Source organism: Candidatus Dormiibacterota bacterium, from assembly GCA_035532035.1.
In the GTDB taxonomy this organism is placed as follows: domain Bacteria; phylum Vulcanimicrobiota; class Vulcanimicrobiia; order Vulcanimicrobiales; family Vulcanimicrobiaceae; genus Tyrphobacter.
This window is the reverse complement of record DATKRS010000031.1, coordinates 1-18,160: the sequence shown is the minus strand read 5'-3', so window position 1 is coordinate 18,160 and position 18,160 is coordinate 1. Positions and strand designations below refer to the sequence as shown.

At 63.2% G+C, this 18,160-nt stretch carries 17 protein-coding genes; 15 read left to right on the top strand and 2 right to left on the bottom strand.

Going from position 1 to position 18,160, the window contains the following annotated elements:
* On the top strand, positions 1-439 hold a 439-nt coding region (locus VMV82_10040; GenBank protein ID HUY41894.1), incomplete at its 5' end, for an ATP-binding protein.
* A 113-nt stretch (positions 440-552) separates the two neighbouring features.
* Positions 553-1,842 carry an HD-GYP domain-containing protein gene (locus tag VMV82_10035; protein ID HUY41893.1) on the top strand — a complete coding sequence of 430 codons (1,290 nt, stop codon included), beginning with the start codon at positions 553-555 and terminating at the stop codon, positions 1,840-1,842.
* Here the strand turns inward: VMV82_10035 and VMV82_10030 are convergent.
* Positions 1,839-2,345, bottom strand: coding sequence for a hypothetical protein (locus VMV82_10030; protein HUY41892.1), 507 nt, complete (start codon positions 2,343-2,345; stop codon positions 1,839-1,841). The two genes, VMV82_10035 and VMV82_10030, sit on opposite strands and share 4 nt — an antisense overlap.
* Positions 2,346-2,426: 81 nt before the next feature.
* Between VMV82_10030 and VMV82_10025 the strand changes: the two genes are divergently transcribed.
* The 4 genes from VMV82_10025 to VMV82_10010 all read left to right on the top strand — a co-directional run bounded on the left by VMV82_10025 (position 2,427) and on the right by VMV82_10010 (position 5,380).
* Positions 2,427-3,116 (top strand): hypothetical protein, encoded by a 690-nt coding sequence (locus VMV82_10025; protein HUY41891.1) that lies wholly within the window; start codon positions 2,427-2,429, stop codon positions 3,114-3,116.
* 232 nt (positions 3,117-3,348) lie between these two features.
* On the top strand, positions 3,349-3,708 hold the full coding sequence (locus VMV82_10020; GenBank protein ID HUY41890.1) for a hypothetical protein: 360 nt from the start codon (positions 3,349-3,351) through the stop codon (positions 3,706-3,708).
* 30 nt (positions 3,709-3,738) lie between these two features.
* Entirely contained in the window at positions 3,739-4,077 is a 339-nt protein-coding gene (locus VMV82_10015; protein ID HUY41889.1) for a hypothetical protein, read from the top strand.
* 211 nt (positions 4,078-4,288) lie between these two features.
* Positions 4,289-5,380, top strand: coding sequence for a glycosidase (locus tag VMV82_10010; GenBank protein ID HUY41888.1), 1,092 nt, complete (start codon positions 4,289-4,291; stop codon positions 5,378-5,380).
* 188 nt (positions 5,381-5,568) lie between these two features.
* On the opposite strand, the gene VMV82_10005 is transcribed toward VMV82_10010, so the two are convergent.
* Positions 5,569-6,063: a DUF305 domain-containing protein gene (locus VMV82_10005; GenBank protein HUY41887.1), complete on the bottom strand. Its 495-nt coding sequence runs from the start codon at positions 6,061-6,063 to the stop codon at positions 5,569-5,571.
* A gap of 220 nt (positions 6,064-6,283) precedes the next feature.
* Here VMV82_10005 and VMV82_10000 point away from each other — a divergent pair, with 220 nt between their 5' ends.
* The 9 genes from VMV82_10000 (at position 6,284) to VMV82_09960 (ending at position 18,013) form a co-directional block, all read left to right on the top strand.
* Entirely contained in the window at positions 6,284-7,447 is a 1,164-nt protein-coding gene (locus VMV82_10000; protein HUY41886.1) for a hypothetical protein, read from the top strand.
* Positions 7,448-7,476: 29 nt separating this feature from the next.
* Positions 7,477-7,926, top strand: a complete 450-nt coding sequence (locus tag VMV82_09995) for a FixH family protein (GenBank protein ID HUY41885.1) — start codon at positions 7,477-7,479, stop codon at positions 7,924-7,926.
* A 200-nt stretch (positions 7,927-8,126) separates the two neighbouring features.
* The gene (locus VMV82_09990; GenBank protein ID HUY41884.1) at positions 8,127-10,400 is read left to right on the top strand and encodes a copper-translocating P-type ATPase; all 2,274 of its coding nucleotides are present in this window, start codon (positions 8,127-8,129) and stop codon (positions 10,398-10,400) included.
* Positions 10,397-10,807, top strand: a complete 411-nt coding sequence (locus tag VMV82_09985) for a BlaI/MecI/CopY family transcriptional regulator (protein ID HUY41883.1) — start codon at positions 10,397-10,399, stop codon at positions 10,805-10,807. Before VMV82_09990 ends, VMV82_09985 begins: the two co-directional genes overlap by 4 nt.
* The gene (locus tag VMV82_09980; protein ID HUY41882.1) at positions 10,800-11,765 is read left to right on the top strand and encodes a M56 family metallopeptidase; all 966 of its coding nucleotides are present in this window, start codon (positions 10,800-10,802) and stop codon (positions 11,763-11,765) included. The genes VMV82_09985 and VMV82_09980 overlap by 8 nt, the downstream gene beginning before the upstream one ends.
* A gap of 75 nt (positions 11,766-11,840) precedes the next feature.
* The gene (locus VMV82_09975; GenBank protein HUY41881.1) at positions 11,841-13,184 is read left to right on the top strand and encodes an efflux RND transporter periplasmic adaptor subunit; all 1,344 of its coding nucleotides are present in this window, start codon (positions 11,841-11,843) and stop codon (positions 13,182-13,184) included.
* On the top strand, positions 13,181-16,390 hold the full coding sequence (locus tag VMV82_09970) for an efflux RND transporter permease subunit (GenBank protein HUY41880.1): 3,210 nt from the start codon (positions 13,181-13,183) through the stop codon (positions 16,388-16,390). The genes VMV82_09975 and VMV82_09970 overlap by 4 nt, the downstream gene beginning before the upstream one ends.
* Entirely contained in the window at positions 16,383-17,672 is a 1,290-nt protein-coding gene (locus VMV82_09965; GenBank protein ID HUY41879.1) for a TolC family protein, read from the top strand. Before VMV82_09970 ends, VMV82_09965 begins: the two co-directional genes overlap by 8 nt.
* A complete protein-coding gene (locus tag VMV82_09960) occupies positions 17,669-18,013 on the top strand; it encodes a FixH family protein (GenBank protein ID HUY41878.1) in 345 nt (114 codons plus the stop codon). The genes VMV82_09965 and VMV82_09960 overlap by 4 nt, the downstream gene beginning before the upstream one ends.
* The last annotated feature ends 147 nt before the right edge of the window (positions 18,014-18,160 follow it).

Below are 18,160 nucleotides of genomic sequence, written 5' to 3'. Positions count from 1 at the left end.
GGATTTCGAACATGAGGGCAGCCTCACCGGACTCTGGCACTTCGAAGCCGACGATGCGCTCAACGCGTTGCCCGCGCGTCCGCGGTTTATCCAGTATTTGAGAGAGTCTGCCGCGCAAGGCTCGGATTTCGACGGCGCGTCATCGATTTTCGGGGAGCTCGTCGCAAACGTCGTACAACACGCACCCGGCCCGATCTGGATCGACTTCGCGTGGCGAGTCGACGGAGAGGGGCGGCTCAACGTGCGAGACACCGGGCCTGCATTCACCTATACGCCGCATTTGCCGCAGCGGCTCGCCGAGAACGGGAGGGGTCTCTACGTCGTTACGCTCCTCGCGCAGGCGCTCTCGATCGCGCATGACGGCAACGGTTCCACAGCAACCGTGGCCTTGCCGATATGGCTTGAAGCGTCATCGAGCAGAAGAACCAGTACGCGGTAACGAAGACCGATCTGGGCGTTGAACGTTCCGCACGTGTAAAGTTCAGGTAATATCTCATCGGGGCGATTCGGTACGAAATCCCGCCGAAACCAACTGATGCTATAGTCTTGGGCATGCTCCACCGGTATGAGTTTCTCATTCGTTTCGGCCTGCTTGCCCTCGTCGTATCGGTTGCGAGCTCGCTCGTTCTCTCTCGTGTCTTCAGTGCCCAAGAACGGGCGAGCACGATCAGCGGTGCGGTGTATTCGGCGCTAAGCCGCGTCGGTGAAGACCTTACCCCGATCGTCGCCAGCACGGACCTGCGGCGGCCTATCTCCCGCAGGGTTGAGGGGCAGTTGGATCGGGAGGCACGGCAGCTCGAAAGCTTCGACCAATTTGCGCTCAACGACCGCGCGCTGCGCCTGTATCGTACGGACGGCATCGCCATCTATCCGCTGGGCGCGCCGCCGCAGCGTGCGCTCGCCGCCGCGGCCATGAGGGCCTCGGAGGGTGGATTCGTCACGGGACCCATGCACGACATCGACGGCGACGCCGTCTTCACGGCGTACTCCCCGTTCGGAAACCCGAACGGCAACAGCATCGCCGCGGTCATCGGTATCGATTTCTGGCAATCGCAAGTTGACGCGCAAGGCGCGCCCGCCACGCGGTTCATTTTTCGAGCAACGTGGACTGCGAGTATTCTGATATTCGTGTCGCTGCTCGCGTTGGCCGTCGCGGCTCAGCGCGAACTCAACCGCCGACAGCATCTCGCGGACGAGACGTTCACGCAGGCGATGACCGGTATCGCCGCAATCGTCGACAAACGCGACCCCTACACCGCCGGGCACTCGAGGCGCGTGGCGGAATATGCGGTGAAGCTCGCCCAGCGTTTGACGCTCAAGCCTTCACTCGTGAAGACGATCGGCGATGCGGCCCTGCTCCATGACGTCGGGAAGATCGGGATACCGGATGCGGTATTGCTGAAGCCCGGAAGCCTCGATCAGCGAGAGCGTGCGATCATGGGCCAGCATCCGGAGGTCGCAAACGCAATTCTCGGCAGCATCGACGCGATGCGCGACATCGTGCCTTGCGTCCTCCACCATCACGAACGCTGGGACGGTCGCGGCTACCCGCGCAAGATTGCCGGCGAAGCGATTCCCCTAGGGGCGCGCATTATCGCCGTTGCCGATACGTACGATGCCATGACTACCGACCGTCCGTACCGCCGGGCGCTCACGCCCGACGCGGCGCGACAGGAGCTTCTCCGCGGTGCCGGCACGCAATGGGATGCGTCCTGCGTGCACGCGTTCGTGCAGCTGATCGACGCCGGTCACGTGCCTCCTCCGCCGCCGGCGGTGAATCTTGAAGATCTGGCGCGGCTCTTCGGACAGCAGATCGTGCTCGGCGCCGAATCCGTCAACTAGAAGTTCAGCGTCGTATTTCGGCTGAGCGTGATCCGCGTTGTATGGTCGATCCCGCCATCGGTCACGTCGTGCACCGTGTACTCACCGGCAGGAAGGTTCGGAATGGAGTACGCACCGCCGCTCACTTGAGCGAACGGGCCACCTGCTACGACGATCATGCCGTGCATGTACGTGTGGATGTGACAGCGCACTTGGACCACTCCCGCGTGGCTGAACCTAACGTACTTGCCCGGCCCCGGACCGTAGTAGCCGATATCGAATCCATTGACTCTGTTGGCCGAATAGATGCTGTGCTCGAACGGGTCGTCGTTCGGGAAGCGCACTTGGCTGCCAACCGGCACGACGATGACCGGCGGGGCAAACGTGCGGTTGATATTGTGCATTGCGTACGTGCCCGATGGCGGCGTTGCCGCCGGGCCGCTCACCCACACTGCGATCGAGTGCGGCGCGGCGCCGCTGACTGAAAGAAGCGAAAGAACCGCAAAGGCCAACACGATCGTCATGCCTCTCTATCCCGCGAGCGTGAACGAATCCCCTGTGCGAACCGGGAGGCGCCCCGCGTGCGTCGAAGGCTTGGGCCATCGATGATTGCTGCACTCGCGCTCGCAGCCTCGCTTGCTACGCCGGCGCCGACGCCGTTTCCCACACAGACGCCGCCGCCCGAACCCAATCATGCGACCATTGCCGGTAGCGAGAGTTACATTCGCGCCTCGGGGGATAACTGGCAGCGCTGGAACGGGTTTATTTCGCAGATCTCCGGTCTGTACGAGTTCCAAGCGAGCCCGGCGCTACGCTTCTCCAACTTCGTGCACTGGCAGCGCCTTTCGTCGCACTACGACGCTTCGTTCCTCGGGAAGACGTTCTCGGCGCCATTCAACTATGACGAGTACGACGACGAATTCGACGTCGAGCTGGGCAAGCCACAACTTCCCACCGGCGTCGGAATCGGGTACTACGACTATAGTCCCGTGTACGGCTTTCGGACGTATCATCTCGCGGGCTTTGGCATCGGCGTCGATCACTGGTCGAACTGGTACGTCAGGAACTCGTTCTACTACAGCGTCTGGTACTATCCGAACGTCGCGAGCGCGCCGTCGAGCAATATGGCGTACGCGATTGCGCGCGCGGATATCGGACTGAACGTCCGCCAGAGCCTCGTGAGCCCATGGGGCCTACGCATCGGAGTGCAAGGCGAACGCTGGTTCGGCAAAACGCCCCAGTCTCCGACGTTCAACTTTCTCGGTCCGTACGTCAGCCTGACCTGGTGGCAATAACGCGCGCCATGCCTCGTTAACTGGTCCTGCTGCTGCGGTCGGCGCGGCGGTTGATGCCGGCGTAGCGCGTCGGTAGCGGATTCTTCTCAACTCATTCCAACGATATTCACGCCCTTCGAACATGTTTACAGCGTACGCATGGCGACGCTGACGATGGAGCGCGAGCTACCCGGCACCCAGCTGCAGGCCGCAGAGCATCGACGCTGCGATAGGAGCCCAGCGGGCAGGTGGGGTGACGAAGGCATTTCGCGTCGGGGTCGTAGAACGCGACGTGCTCCTTACGCTTGGGGAGCTCGACTGCAAATCGGCGATCTGGCGAATCCCCGTATCCTGGCAGGTCTCCGGGACGGGCGCCTTTCCGGTATTTCATGGCTTCTTCGAAATCCGGATTCGGCCGGAGGATCGGATCGCAATGGTGCTGCTCGGCTATTACCAGCCTCCATTCGGAGCAGCCGGTGCGGTATTCGATGCCTTCGTCGGGCGCTGGATTGCAAACGTGACGGTCTCCCAGTTGCTCGACGAGATCGTGGACACGATACATGACGTTGACGATCGTAAGACGATGGAACGGAACGACCCGAGGAGAGGATAAACATCCGACCGATTGAACGCGGATATCTGAATGAGAACGGACGGGAAGCGCTTCGAAGCATTTCTTCGCGAGTTCGAACCGACAATCGCGGCGCTGGGGAAAGCTGCGGTAGCGCGGCTACGCAAGCGATTGCCGTCCGCCGATGTGATGATCTACGACAACTACAACTTTCTGGTAGCCGGCTTCTCTCCGGACGGCCGAGCATCCAACGCCGTGCTTTCGGTCGCGCTCGGGGCGCGCGGCGCCAAACGCTGCTTTCTTCAAGGCGCGGCTCTTTCCGACCCTCATCATATTCTGCGTGGATGCGTTGCGCGCAACATCCGCCTGACGTCCGCGAAGACTTCGACCGACCCGAGGTCGCCATGCTGATAGACTTGGCGACTGCGGGCACGCGAGTGCCGTTCGACGACGCGCGCAGCGGCCGCCTCTACGTGAAATCCGTCTCCCCGAAAAAGCGGCCGCGGCGGCCGGCTAGCTAGAGGGGATTGCGTTGCGCCGGCCTTCATTCCGCTTTTCGTCGCGTCATCGGCTCACGCGCAGGGCTGAGATGTCCGTAGAGCCTCGTTCGGAGGCAATCCGCGTGAGGCGCATCGGTGTCGTGATGGAGCCAAATCCCGCTGATGCGCGCGAGGCCGAGGGCGTGTGCAATCCCGGTGCTGCACGCGGTCCCGATGGGGAGCTCTATCTCTTTCCCCGGCTCGTCGCTCGCGGAAACTCCTCGCGTATCGGCATCGCGCGCGTGTGCTTCAACGGTGACGGCGATCCTACCGGCGTCGAGCGCCTCGGTATCGCGCTCGAACCCGAAGAACCCTACGAACGCGTGACATCGGAGATCGGCGGCTGCGAAGACCCTCGCGTGACCTATCTGCCCGCGCTCGAGCACTACGTCATGACCTATACGGCCCTCGGCCCGAAGGGCCCACGCATTGCTCTGGCGACGTCGCACGACCTGTTCGCCTGGGAGCGCCTCGGTCCGGCGTGGTTCACGCAGCCGGTTTCGGGCGTCGATTTCAACGGCGTCGCCGACAAAGACGCGGTCTTCTTTCCAAGCGCCATCGCGGATGCCAGCGGAAGCCCTTCCATAGGACTCGTGCACCGGCCCCTCTTCCCGCACGCGACCCCGGAGGAGGCCGCTTTGCAGCCCACGCCTCGGCGGCTGGATCTCGATCACGAGAGCATGTGGATTTCGTATTGTTCGCTCGAGGCAGCCAAGTGCAACAAACACCTCCTGTGCCATTTCACGTCGCATCATCGGCTGGCGGCGCCCGTTTCCGCATGGGAGCGCCTGAAGATCGGCGCCGGAACGCCTCCGATTGCGACGGAGTATGGGTACGTCATGCTCTATCACGGTGTCTCTGGTCCCATTAGCGACGAGGTGCGCACGATGACGTACGCGGCGGGTCTGATGGTTGTCGACAGGAACGATCCGCGGGACATCCGCTATCGCTCGTCGGATCCGATTTTGGAGCCGGAGCTGCCCGAAGAAATGAGGGGGGCGGTCGACCGAGTCGTCTTCCCGACTGGTGCCGACGTGCGAAGCGATCTCGGCGTTCCTCGCCGATTAGACGTCTACTACGGCATGGCCGATTATCGTATCGGGGTCGCGCGTCTCGACCTGCCGGAGTTGCTACCTGCCGGAGCGCCGGCGGTGCGTCCCGACCACTGCGTCTAGCGCCGTCAACCTCGCAGAGCCATCCAAACGAGATAAACGCCCATCAGCGTTGCCGCGACGAATCCAAATGCAAAGGCTGCGGTTCCCCCGTTGTGCCATCCGGCGGAGCGGTTAGGCGGTGAAGAGCACGGCAAGCCCGATAATGAACGCGGCGACGCCGTAGAGGTTTTGAATCAGCCGACTTCAGATCATGGTTGAGCGAGCAGTGCCCGCATTTCGGCGATCTCTCGGCTCTGCGCCGCGATGATGGCGCGGGCCAGCGCGCGCAGCCGTGGATTCGTGCCGTAACGTAGCTCGGCGTTGGCCATGGTAATCGCCGCCTGATGGTGAGGGATCATCATGAGGATGAAGTCGTGGTCGGCATTCCCGGTCAGCCGCATGCGCATCATATTGCCGCGCATCTGCATCATCGACTGCATCATCGCGCTATCCGCCATTGACCTCGCGTTCGGGCCCATCGGGCAGGCCCCCATCCCCATGCCGGAATGCATGCCCGAGCGCGAATGCATCCCGGAGCTCGGCGCCGCACTGCCGTGCGTCATCATCCCGCCCGGCGTCATCCCGCCGTGGGCCATCACCGGAGCCGGCGAGGCGCCCTGAGCGAATACCGGTCGGGTGACGTTCAGGGAAATCCCCAGCAGCAGGCCGACGGCTAACGCCAGGCCCGTGATCACGATCTTCATTCTTCAATCCTCCAACTGTCGCATATCGTTGTAAAAATTTAACCAGCAATTGAGAAGCCGCCGTGAAGGCTCCTTTCACTTCATCGTTCACCTCGCTTCCCAATGGCTTCTTTTCGCGGCGTCATGCTTGGCCAGTAGTTCCAGTCAGAAGGAAAGGAACGACCATGCTGAACTCCGCGCGCATCGCGCTCGTATGCCGGCGGAAGGGGCGTTCGCTGACATGAACCTTCGCGAATCTGCCGCTCTCTGGCCCGTTGCCGCCGTGTTAGCGGCGATCGCAATTTTCGGCACGAAGGCGATACCGACGTCGGCGCTCCCGACGTTCGCGAAGGCCTACGGAGTTGAGTGTTCGCTCTGCCACAGCGTTCCGCCGCAACTCAACGCATACGGTCGCTACATTCAGCGCACCGGCTATTCGGCTCTCAGCCGTGACGTGCTCAAGAACGTGCTCCCGGTGAACGTCGCGGAGGAAGTGACCTACGATAGCCAAGGCTCGCACCAGGTGGAACCTGGTAACCTCGCGTTGCACGCCGTCGGCTATCTCAGCCCGGACATTACCTACCATATTCATCAGTGGATCGTGCAAAACAGCCAGGCCGGCGGACTTGATACATTTCAACTTGCTTACAATAGGCTGTTCAACGGTAACGGTCATTTCTTCGTCGGGAAACTCTCCGCGCTTCCGGTGCCCGCGCCGTTCAGCAACCAGTCGGACATCGCGAAATACGCATCCGCCGAACTGACGGTCGGCGAGCACATGTATACGTTCGACATGATGCGCTGGGGAACGGCACTGAGCTACGTGCACGCGAATCTCTACGTTCAGGCCGGCTGGTTCGGCAGTAGCGCCGATTGGAACGGCGCAACTGATTTTTCGAACAACACCGACAAGACGTTCCAGTGGATCGCGGCGTATGCGGACCCGAATCGCCCGCTGGAAGCCGGCGCGTTCGGCAGCATCGGTTCGTATCCGCTCGCCGAAGGCGGCGTCGACCCGTACCACACGCTCGGGCTCTACGTGCAGCGCGATCCCGGGCCACGCTTCATGCCGGGCGTCTTTGCGCTCTACCAATGGGGGCACGATGCCAGTCCCGGCTCGATGATGATATCCGGGTCGATGGCGCCGACGCCCTTCGGACCAGCCGACAGCACCGCGGAGACGTTCGAACTCTACGAGCCGATTCTCGGCGAGCGCGGGCTCATGGGATTGCGACAGGAGACGACCGACGACGGGTTGGGGAATGTCAGTCGTAGTGGCGATATCGACCTTTCGTTTATGCCGTTCGCTCACTACGATTATCTCCATCTTTTCCTCGAGAACGCGCTCATCCAGAACTCCCGCCCCGCGTGGCGCGGCGGCTTGTGGTGGATCGCTCCGCTCTAGCACCGTGTGTAGGAATGAAGGCCGAGAAGATGAGGACACCGCGAACGACATCGTTCGGCATAGGGGTATTGATTCTCGCGACCGCCCTTGAAGCCGGCTGCAGCGGGCAATCGAGCTCTCAGGAACAATCGAGCGCAGGGCAGCTGCACGTTTCGCTTGCGTTTGCGCCAACCCCGATGCGGATCGGATCCGACACGGCGACGATCACCGTCGCGGATAACGTCGGCAAGCCGGTTCCCGACGCACAGGTCATTATTATATCCGCCATGCCTGCCATGACGATGAACGTGCCGATGAGAATGCCGGACCAGGGCACCGCAGGGAACGTCTACCGCGCTAGGGATCTCGGCAACGGAATCTATCGGGCGCAAGTCGACATAACCATGCCCACGCTCTGGTATTTCGTGATTCACGCACGGACGCCGCGCGGGTACGGCACGGCACTGTACGAGGCGCGACTTTCCCGCGCGCGCCGGTGATGTTGTAGTCATGGCGCCAAACCGGATTCCGCTACTTGCGAATCCTCTGCGGCATCGTGTGGACCATCGACGCCTGGCTCAAGTGGGACCCTACGTTCATCAGCAGCTTCATGTCGTTGGCGACATCTCACCGCGCGATGCGGGTATTCATGGTGACGTAAAGGTAGAGCCGGCCGATCGATTCGAAACTTGCGACGGTTATGAATATGGACGATAAGCTCGGCGAGGCTGTGTTGATGCTCGATCCGTGCCTGTGTCGCGCCGAACTTGCTGCCGCCCAGGCGCAAGCAAAGAAACTGGCCGGGGTCGAGAAAGTCGAGAGCAACCTGGTGCATGACGCGGTGCGCGTCAGGTTCGTTCGAGGCCTCACCAGCGAGGCGAAGATTCTCTCAGAGATGGCGAGCGCGGGGTTCCGTCCGTGCTCGGGGTGCGAGCATGCAAACGGAAACAAGCCGGCGCACGAAGACCACTCTCGGCACGGGCCGGCGATGATCGCCGACATGCTACGCAAAGCGATATGGACCGGAATTCTCGCCGTGGTGGTGACGCTCTACTCCTCGCTTGGTACGCGCTTGGGCTTCCACGGAACCCTTCCATTTGGATTGAGCGGCGACGTTCTCGGGCTGATCGTGACGACGCCGGTTGTCTGGTGGGGTGGATGGATATTCATCGCTTCGGCCTGGCGCGCGCTCTTGCGACGCGAGATCAATATGATGACGCTCATTGCGCTGGGCATCCTCGTGAGCTATCTGTACTCTGTCGGTGCCGGCTTAGCGCGCTCGCCGGAGGTTTTCTTCAACGCCTCCGCGATGCTCGTGGCGTTCTCGCTCGTCGGACACTGGATGGAGATGCGCAGCCGCTACGCAACGGGTAAGGCCGTCGAGGCGCTGCTCAAGCTTGCGCCGCCGACCGCGCGCGTGCTGCGCGACGGACAAGAGACCGAGGTGCCGCTCGCAACCGTCGTCGTGGGCGACCGGCTGGTTGTCAAGCCGGGTGATCGCGTGCCGGTCGACGGGCTCGTCGAATCCGGCGGGAGTTATGTTGACGAGTCGATGATCACGGGTGAGCCTGTGCCGGTGCGGAAGGAAGCAGGATCCGTCGTCACCGGCGGCACCGTCAACCAGAACGGTAGCTTCGTGTTCGTGGCGAAGGCTGTCGGTGCAGATACGGCGCTCGCGCGCATCGTGCAGATGGTGCGCGACGCACAATCATCCAAGGCGCCCGCACAAGGGCTGGCGGATCGAGCCGGATTCTACCTCGTCTGGCTCGCGCTCGGCTCGGGCACCTTGACGTTTGCGGTCTGGATGATCGCCGGTGCGGGGGCGGGCTTTGCGATGCTGACTGCGGTGGCGGTTATCGTCATCGCTTGTCCGGATGCGCTCGCGCTCGCGACACCGACCGCAATGACCGTTGGAGTCGGGCGCGCGGCACGCGCGGGCGTGCTGTTCAAGAACGCGACGGCCCTCGAGGCAACCGCCGCGCTGACCCGCGTGGTATTCGACAAGACCGGAACGCTCACGCTTGGGCATCCGAGTCTCACTGATGTCGTCCCTGCGGGATCGTACGCCCGCGACGACGTGCTGCGATACGCTGCTGCGATCGAGCGCGACAGCGAACACCCACTCGCCCGCGCGATAGTCGAGGGCGCCAAAGCGTTGGATGTGCCCGCGGCCGAAGGCTTCGAAGCGCTACCCGGCCGCGGCGTGCGCGCGCGCGTCGACGGTCATGATGTCTCTCTCGGCAACGCCGTGCTCATGAACGAGCGCAGCGTGACCATCGATCCCGAGCGAACCGAACGTTTTGCGGCGCTCGCCGCCGACGCGAAGACGCCCACGTACCTCGCGGTCGACGGCGTTCTTGCGGGAATCGTCGCAGTCGCAGATCCCATCCGAGCATCCGCTGCGGCCGCGATCGCCGACCTTCACGCTATGGGCATCAAGATCGCGATGATCACCGGTGACAACGAACACACCGCGCGGTCGGTCGCACGGACGCTCGGGATCGACGACGTGCTCGCCCAGGTCTTGCCGGAACAGAAGTCCCTGCGAATCCGCGATTTTCAAACTGCGGGCGACCGCATCGCCATGGTGGGTGACGGCGTTAACGACGCACCCGCGCTCGCGCAGGCCGACGTCGGCATCGCGGTCGGCGGCGGAGCGGACGTTGCCATCGAGACGGGGGACGTGGTGCTGATGAATAGCCAGCCCCAGGCCGTTGCTACGGCGGTTCGACTCGCGCGCATCGTACGCGGAAAGGAAAGACAGAACCTCGTGTGGGCGGCGGCCTACAACGTGCTCGCTATTCCGATTGCAGCGGGTGTGTTTTATCCATCATTCCACATTCTGCTGGCACCGGAGTTTGCTGCCTTGGCGATGAGCCTGTCGACGATCTCCGTTACGCTCAACGCGCTCGCCATCCCAAATCTTGCAGGGTTGACCGCACCTGGCGGTTCTGCTAAGGTGGTTAGCAGATGAAGCGGCTGCTGCGCTTCGGCGCGGGGGGGGCGGTCTCGGCGCTTGGGCCGCTGGAGTCCGAGGTCATGGATGAACTGTGGCTGCGCGGCGGGTGGTCGAGTGCTCCGGAGATCATGCCGCGTTTTGCGTCGCGGTTTGCGTACTCGACGATCAAGACCGTTCTGAACAATCTTTCCGTAAAGGGGCACGCGCGCAAACGCGCAGCCGGGCACGTCAATGAGTTCTCGGCGGCGTTGACTCGCGAGGCCTTCGAGGAGCGTCTGGTGGCCGACGTCGTCAAACCGCTCGTCGCCCATTATCGCAATCCGCTGCTCGCGCACATCGTGCATCAATTGGACGACGAGGACGGGATCGCGGAGTTGGAGCGGTTGTTGCGCGAGCGGCGGGGAGCATCGCGCCGTGGCTGAAGCGGCGGAGTTCTTCCGGCAATGCGCCTTTTCCGTGGCATTGCTCTTCTCGCTCTGCGGCCTGATCGCAATTCCGTTCCTTACGTGGCTTGCGATTCGCCGACTCGCGCCTGGCATTCTCTCGATGAGCGAGGACGCTGCGTGGCAGGCGCCGCTAGCCGCGATCGCTGCGGCGACTCCCGGAGCGACGTTCCTCGTGCTCGCTATCGTCGGATTGCTTGGGGCGTCGTCTGCAGGATGCTTGAACTACGTATGGGGACGCATCCTTTTTGGTGCAGTTCTCCTATTGCTGCTGCTTAGTCTATTGCGCGCCGTTCGCAGGATCTCGGGCCATGCCGCGGAGGTGCGCCGGCTGATCGAACGATCGCACGATGCGAACCCGTCCGTTGATGCCGTAGCCGCACGTTGCCGCGTTCGGGTACGCGTTCTGGACTATTCAGGGCCGTTTTGCGCGCTGGTCGGGTTCTGGCGGCCGATGGTCCTAATCTCCACAAGCACGCTCGCGCGACTGAAGGATCCGGAGCTGGAAGCCGCTCTCCGTCACGAACGTGCGCATGCCGTGCGTTGCGATCTCGCACTCGCAGCGGCGCTCGGTTTTTTCGCCAAGCTCCTCCCACTCCCGGTAACCGACCTTGTAGAGGCGTACGCCTCAGCTCGAGAGATGGCGGCGGACAAACGGGCGGTGCAAGAGTGCGCTCCTGAGGCTTTAGCGCATGCGATCCTTGCTGCCGGCACTCAGGGGCCGACGATGACCGCAGCGGCTCTTGCGGGAGACATGCGGTTAGTACGCCGGCGTATCATCACCCTGCTGCGCGAGAACGATCGGCCTGTGAACCCGTACGGTCGCCGCATCGCGACGACGGCCTTGCTCGCCGCAGTCCTCCTCGCAAGCACAATGCCGGCACTTCTGGGGATACTGAACTGCCATGCGTGCATCATGAGCGGGATCCACGTTTAAATGCGGGGTGGTGCATTTTTTTGCGGCCTATTGCTAACGGGGTTAGCAGCCACGGCGGCACCTGCAAGCGCCGGGGTGAGCGCCGCGCCCGCCATGGCTTCCGGCGATCCTGCCGCCTGGCGCACGGCGACCTTTGCGCTCATCGCCATAATCGTCGTCGGCGCATTCGTTCTCGTGCGCGATCGGCGGCCGATAACCATCGCGTTGTTCGGCTTAGCGGGTGCGGTCGTCGTAGGATTGGCCGTTGCGCAGGCGCGATTCGCCGCTCCGGCGATGGACATGGCGTCGATGCAGAGCGCCGCCGGCACTGCTCCGGTTCCGGTGACGATCGCCGTCATCGGCCCTGCAAGCCTTGGAGGCGCGACGATCGCCGCCCCGGCGAGCATAGAGCCATACTTGACGCAGAACATCGTCGCGCGCGTACCCGGCCTTCTTACAAACTTCGCGGCGTATACGGGAGATCGCGTCCATGCGGGCGAGGTCGTGGCCTATCTCGAGGAGCCCGAGTTGCAGAGCAACGCGCAGGCCGCAGCCGCCGATGCGCAGGCAGCCCAGCGCCAAGAGACCGTGGCAGCGACCGACGCGCAGGCCGATAACGCCGATCTCTCCGCGAAGCGCGAGCGAGTTCGATATTGGGACGCGGAAATCGCGCGCGAGCAGCTGCTTCTCGACGCCGGCGCGGTGTCGCGCCGCGAGTACCAAGACGAACGCGCCGAGGCGACGGCTGCACGATCCGCATATCGATCGGCCGAGGCGCGGATCGCCGGCGCCGAGGCCGCCATGGATAGCGCCCATGACCAAGCGATTGGGGCGCTCGCAACGGCGCGATCCCGTAGCATCGTGGCCGGTTACACGCGCGTCGTCGTTCCCGACGATGCCTTCGTGGTGAAGCGTCTCGTCGATCCGGGCGTTTACGTGCAGGCGGGAACGCCGATTCTCCAGGTTGCGGTCATCGATACCCTACGCGTCCGGGCACAGGTCGCGCAACGAGATTTACCCTCCATCGACATCGGCACCACGATGGATGTCGTGCTTGAAGGCGAGGCGCGCCTTCAAGGGAGCGTTGCATCGATCTCTCCGGTGGTCGATCCCCTGACGCACACCGCGATCGTCGAGGCGATCGTGCAAAACCCCGGCGGCGCCTTGCAACCCGGCGGCTTCGCCCACGTGATCCTCCATGGTCGTGGAGCTGCGTCCGTTCATTCCTTTGCGGTTCCGTCCGCGGCAGTTGTCGGAGGCGCGACGACGGCAGTGTGGATCGATGCAAGCGGCACGGCGCATCGCGTGAGCGTGAGCGTCCTGTCCGACGACGGTACGACGGCATATGTAAGCGGCCCACTTCACCAGGGAACGCGCGTGATCGTGACGGGAGCTTCGAACCTCGAGGAGGGGCAGGCAGTCGCGGGCGTGTCGCCGTGACCGAGCGACCGGAAAAGACCGAACGCAGCGTTGCCGCCTGGGCGCTGCGCAATCCGTACGCGATCGTCGCGGCATTTCTCGCGGTCGTCATCGGTGCGCTCGCAGCCGCGCTCTTTCTGCTGCCCACGCGCATGATGCCGTACGTTCAAAGCCCGCTCATTTCCGTTGTCACGATGACGCCGGGCTATTCGCCCGAAGAGGTCGAGACGTATTTCACCAAGCCGATCGAAGAGCGAATGACCGACTTACCCGGCGTACGGTACATCCGCTCGACGTCCCAGCAAGGCGTCTCCATCGTCACGCTGCAGTTTCCGTACGGAACGGACATGCAGAGGGCGCTCGTGAACGTGCAGCAGCTCGCGAGGCAGGCGGAAGGAGATCTGCCGTACGACCGGGCGAACCTGAAGCCCTCGTACGTCGTGGCAGTGGATCCGCTCAACACGCCGGTGCTGCAGCTCGCAGTCACCGCCGACGGCTGGGACCCCGTGCAGTTGCGCCAGTTCGTCGCCAACGACGTGGTCGACCAGCTGAAAAGCGTGCCCGGCGTGCAGGTCGCTTTCCCTTTCGGGGGCTTGCAGCGCCAAATTCAGGTTAACGTCGATCGGAACGCGCTGGCAACCGACCGGCTTTCAATCGTCGGCGTTGCCGATGCAATCGACGCGCAGAACGTCAGCCGCTCGGGAGGCGTCGTGACCGGCGGTGCGACGGAGACGCTCGTGCGCGGTGCGCAGCGCGCGCTCTCAGCGCAGAGCATCCTCGACTACCCGGTCGGAACGGCCGCAGGCCGCACCATCTACGTGCGCGATGTTGCGACCGTACGCGACGGGCCGGCGGAGGTGCGCAGCGCGTACCGCTTCAACGGAAGAGATGCCATCGAAGTTTCGGTGATCGCGAACCCGGATGCAAGTTCGCCGAGCGTTATCGCGGCCGTCATGGGTCACATCGCACAGATCAAAGCGGCTCATCCCAGCGTGCACTTCGCTCGGGCGTACGACAATTCACGCTTCGTGCACGATCTCATGCGCAACATGCTCGAAGAGCTGATCCTCAGCGTGATTCTCGCCGGCGTCGTGCTGCTCGTGTTCCTGGAAGACGTGAGCGCGACGTTCATCGTGATGACATCGATTCCGACATGCTTATCGCTCGCCGTTTTGTTGTTCGCGCCGATGGACCTCTCGATCAACAGCTCGACGCTGGTCGGGTTGCTCCTGGCGATCGGCCGCTTGGTGGACGATTCGATCGTCGTCATCCACTCGGTGCATCGGCAACTCGATGAGGGGAAGTCGCCCGCGCGCGCGGCGGTGGACGGGACGATGCAGGTGATCGTTCCCATTGCCGCAGCGACGGGCGTTATGATTCTTGCCGTCGTGCCGTTGTTGATGAGTGGCGGCATTACGCAAATCATGTTCCTCGGACTGGTCTGGCCGATCGTTTTCGCGCTGCTCGCATCGCTGGCCGTCTCTGTAACGCTCACGCCGCTGCTCGCGGCCTACCTCTTCCAAAGCAAGGAACTGCGCTCTCCGATCCGCAGCCGCGTCGATGCGGCGATAGGGCGAGTGCTCCGCCCCGCACGCACCGGCCTGACGAGGCTCGACGCAGCGTACCGGCGCGCGCTGGCCTGGAGCCTCGACCATCGCTCGATCGTTCTCGGAAGCACGGTGCTGCTCACGTACGTAGGCGTGTCGCTGTTTCCGTTTATCGGCCAAGAGATGATGCCGCTTGCGGATACCGGCCAGGCGTACGCCTCTCTCGAGATGGATCCCGGCACCTCCTTTGCGGCGACGAATGCGGCCAGCCGTCGTTTCGAGTCGCTGCTGCGTAGACAGCCGGAGGTCGAGAGAGTCTCGGCCGAGATCGGGGAGCAAAGCGGAGGCGATTACTTTACGGGGCAGGCGATGAACGGCGTCAGCGACGCTTCGTACGTCATCACGTTCACGCCGAAAGAGGCGCGCCTACGCTCGATATGGCAAATCATGGATTCCGTCTATGCACAAACGATGCAGAGCGTTCCGGGCATTCGCCGGTTAGCCCTAAAAGAGATGGGCGCCGACGTGATGGCAAGCAATAGCGCGCCCATAGAGATTCTTTTGTACGGACCGCAGCGCCGAGAACTCTACCACTCGGCGCAAGCCGTCGCCAGTCAGGCGCGGGGAATACCCGGTCTCTACGAGGTCGCTACGAGCTCGTCGCTGACGCAGCCCGAGGAGCACATCGTCGTCGACCGAACGCGCGCCTCACAGCTCGGGCTGACGCCGCAGAACGTCCTGATGCAGGCATATTATAGTTTGCACGGTGGCCTTACTAGCGAATATTTCAATCCATCGAATCTGCGCCACGATACGATCCTCGTGCGTTATAGGAAAAACCAACGCAACCGCGCCGCGGACATCGCGGCGGTGCAGATCGTGGGCGAAAACGGGCAAGTCGTCCCTTTGCGGGCGGTCGCGACGGTCGAACGCACCGTGGGCCCGTCGTTGATCGAGCACGACGGCCTGCGGCCGAGCGTTTCGATTTTGGGGTTCTATCGCAGAGGCGGCCCCGGGGAGATGAGCATCGACGCGAACATCCTTATGCGCGGGACGGCGGCGGTTGCATTCCCGCAAGGTTACGGCATGGAGACGCGCGGCGATATGACCGAGATGACGCAAAGCTTCAGCCGGCTGCTCAATGCGATGAAGATCGCGATGCTCTTTGTCTTTTTGCTGCTGATGGCACAGTTCCGATCCGTGTTTGCTCCGTTGGTCATGTTGCTCGCGATTCCGCTGCAATTGCTCGGGATGTTCGCTGGTCTTCTCCTCGCGCATCAGGATTTTTCCACGGTGTCGATTCTCGGTATCGTCGTCGCCAACGGCATGGCCGTCAGCAACGCTATCCTTCTGCTCGATCTCATCATTCGCAGGCGAGCCGAGGGCGCGACGCTCCGTGACGCGATCCTCCATGCCGGGCCCATCCGTCTACGACCGATTCTCATGACGACGATCGTGAGCCTCATCGTTCTCGTACCAGTCGCATTTTTCCCGAAGAGCGGAATCGACGCGTATTCGCCGCTCGCCACCGTCATCATCGGGGGCCTCTCGATTTCCACGGTGTTGACGCTGCTGGTCGTTCCCGTCCTGTACAGTCTGACGGACGACGCCGCCGCCTGGTGGCACCGGCAGATCTCGCGTGGGCACCGCGACGCATCGGTCGAGAGCGTCGATGCGTAGCCGCGCCGCGTCCTTCGCTTTGGCATGTGCGATAGGTACGAGTGGTATCGGTTACGCGCGAGCGCTGCAATGGGCGGGCCCCCTGACGCTCGCGCAAGCAATACAACGCGCCCGAAGCTCGAGCTTCGACGTACGCATGGCGCTCGCCGACGCGGCCGCCGCGGCGGCGAGGGCTGCGTACACGCGCTCGACGCTCTTCCCACAGGTTGGAGTGTCGGGAACGACGAGCAATGGTGGGATTACGCAGCTCGGGATGCCCTACGCGCAGCAAACGTATGTATTGGCGACGGCGACGGTTCCGATCTTCGTCCCAAGTACCCTGGAGACGGCCGTCGCCGCCGGAGGTTCGGCGCGGGCTGCGGGATACGTGGCAGCGGCCGAGCGAAACGATGCCGCGCTGCTCGCGACGCAAAATTACGAACGGGCGCTGCTGGCACAGGCGATCGTCGACGCGCGCGCTATTGCAGTCAACTACGAGCAGCGCAACGTCAATGACGTGCAAGTTCGCGTGCGTGTGGGCGATGCGGCGCGCTATCGGCTCTTCGAAAGCCGTGCGGCGCTCGCCCAGGCTCGGCAGTCGCTCGAAGACGCCTCCGCCGACCGCGACGAGGCCATCGCGGATTTGGAGGTCCTTCTCGACCTTGCGGTCACGCCGGATCTCCGCCTGGCAGACCCGCTCGTACCGTCGTCGCTTCCGGGAGATCGCGAAGCGATAACGCGGCGCGCGCTCGTGCAACGGCCGGAAATCCTCGCCGCTCGCGAACAGCTCGCGACGGCGCAAGCGAAACTGGCGGCTGCACGGGCGCAATACCTTCCGACCGTAGCCGCAAATGCGCAAAGCTACAGCGGCCGCTCGAACCCGCCTCTTGGGGCGATGGGCTATCAGGTCGGTATCACGGCGTCGCTGCCGCTGATCGATGGAGGCAGCCGCCCGGCAGCGACGCACGAAGCGCAGGCCTACGTCGTGCGCGCGAAGGCGGCACTAGAAGAGGCGCAACTCTCCGCGCAACGCGACGCGGCGAACGCATGGCGTGAGTATCAAGCGGCGCAGCGCAATCTCTCTGCGGCTCGTACGCAGACGGTGAGCGCTCGGGAAGAGCTGCGCCTTGCCTTGCTTCGCGATCGGGCGGGCAAGGGAACGACGCTGGAAACGCTCGTGGCCCTGTCAGATGCAGCAATCGCGCGTGAGAACCTACTGAGGGCCATCGCTCGGCTCAACATCGCCGTTGCGGCCGTCCATCATGCGGCCGGCGACCCCTTCACTTCACGGGAGAGTTCATGAAACAGGTTGTCACGTCACTTGCTCTCGTTTTTCTCGTCGCGTGCAGCGCGAGCCCGGCGATTCGCGTTGCGTTCAACCCGGACCCGCCCCGCCTCGGAACGCAAACGCTCACCGTCACGCTCAAAGAGGGCGACACGCCCGTAAAAGGAGCGGAGGTTAGCGTGGCTACGGTGATGCCGGCAATGGCGATGTCCGGTCCTGCGGTTACGGCGAGCGACAATGGAGATGGAACGTATACGGCGCACCTGTCGCTGCAGTACGCCACGCGCTGGGTCTTCGAAATCACGGCCTCTGCTACCGGCAAGACCACGCACGCTCAGATCACCCGTGACGTGCGGTAAATGTACGATGAATGCGATGTGAATCGAGAGCGAGAAGAAGAGGTCATGAGCGATCCTCCCGATAGCTGCGGCCGCGCCGCATTCCTGAAAGCGACGTCCCTCGTTTTGGGGGCGAGCTACGTCGCCGGACTCGGATCCGCGCGAACC

What these genes read in the sequence shown, in the direction of transcription:
- VMV82_10035 (HUY41893.1), top strand. Translation starts at nt 553, where the DNA reads ATGCTCCACCGGTATGAGTTTCTCATTCGTTTCGGCCTGCTTGCCCTC.
- VMV82_10030 (HUY41892.1), bottom strand. Translation starts at nt 2,345, where the DNA reads ATGACGATCGTGTTGGCCTTTGCGGTTCTTTCGCTTCTTTCAGTCAGC.
- VMV82_10025 (HUY41891.1), top strand. Translation starts at nt 2,427, where the DNA reads ATGATTGCTGCACTCGCGCTCGCAGCCTCGCTTGCTACGCCGGCGCCG.
- VMV82_10015 (HUY41889.1), top strand. Translation starts at nt 3,739, where the DNA reads ATGAGAACGGACGGGAAGCGCTTCGAAGCATTTCTTCGCGAGTTCGAA.
- VMV82_10005 (HUY41887.1), bottom strand. Translation starts at nt 6,063, where the DNA reads ATGAAGATCGTGATCACGGGCCTGGCGTTAGCCGTCGGCCTGCTGCTG.
- VMV82_10000 (HUY41886.1), top strand. Translation starts at nt 6,284, where the DNA reads ATGAACCTTCGCGAATCTGCCGCTCTCTGGCCCGTTGCCGCCGTGTTA.
- VMV82_09995 (HUY41885.1), top strand. Translation starts at nt 7,477, where the DNA reads ATGAGGACACCGCGAACGACATCGTTCGGCATAGGGGTATTGATTCTC.
- VMV82_09990 (HUY41884.1), top strand. Translation starts at nt 8,127, where the DNA reads ATGAATATGGACGATAAGCTCGGCGAGGCTGTGTTGATGCTCGATCCG.
- VMV82_09985 (HUY41883.1), top strand. Translation starts at nt 10,397, where the DNA reads ATGAAGCGGCTGCTGCGCTTCGGCGCGGGGGGGGCGGTCTCGGCGCTT.
- VMV82_09965 (HUY41879.1), top strand. Translation starts at nt 16,383, where the DNA reads ATGCGTAGCCGCGCCGCGTCCTTCGCTTTGGCATGTGCGATAGGTACG.
- VMV82_09960 (HUY41878.1), top strand. Translation starts at nt 17,669, where the DNA reads ATGAAACAGGTTGTCACGTCACTTGCTCTCGTTTTTCTCGTCGCGTGC.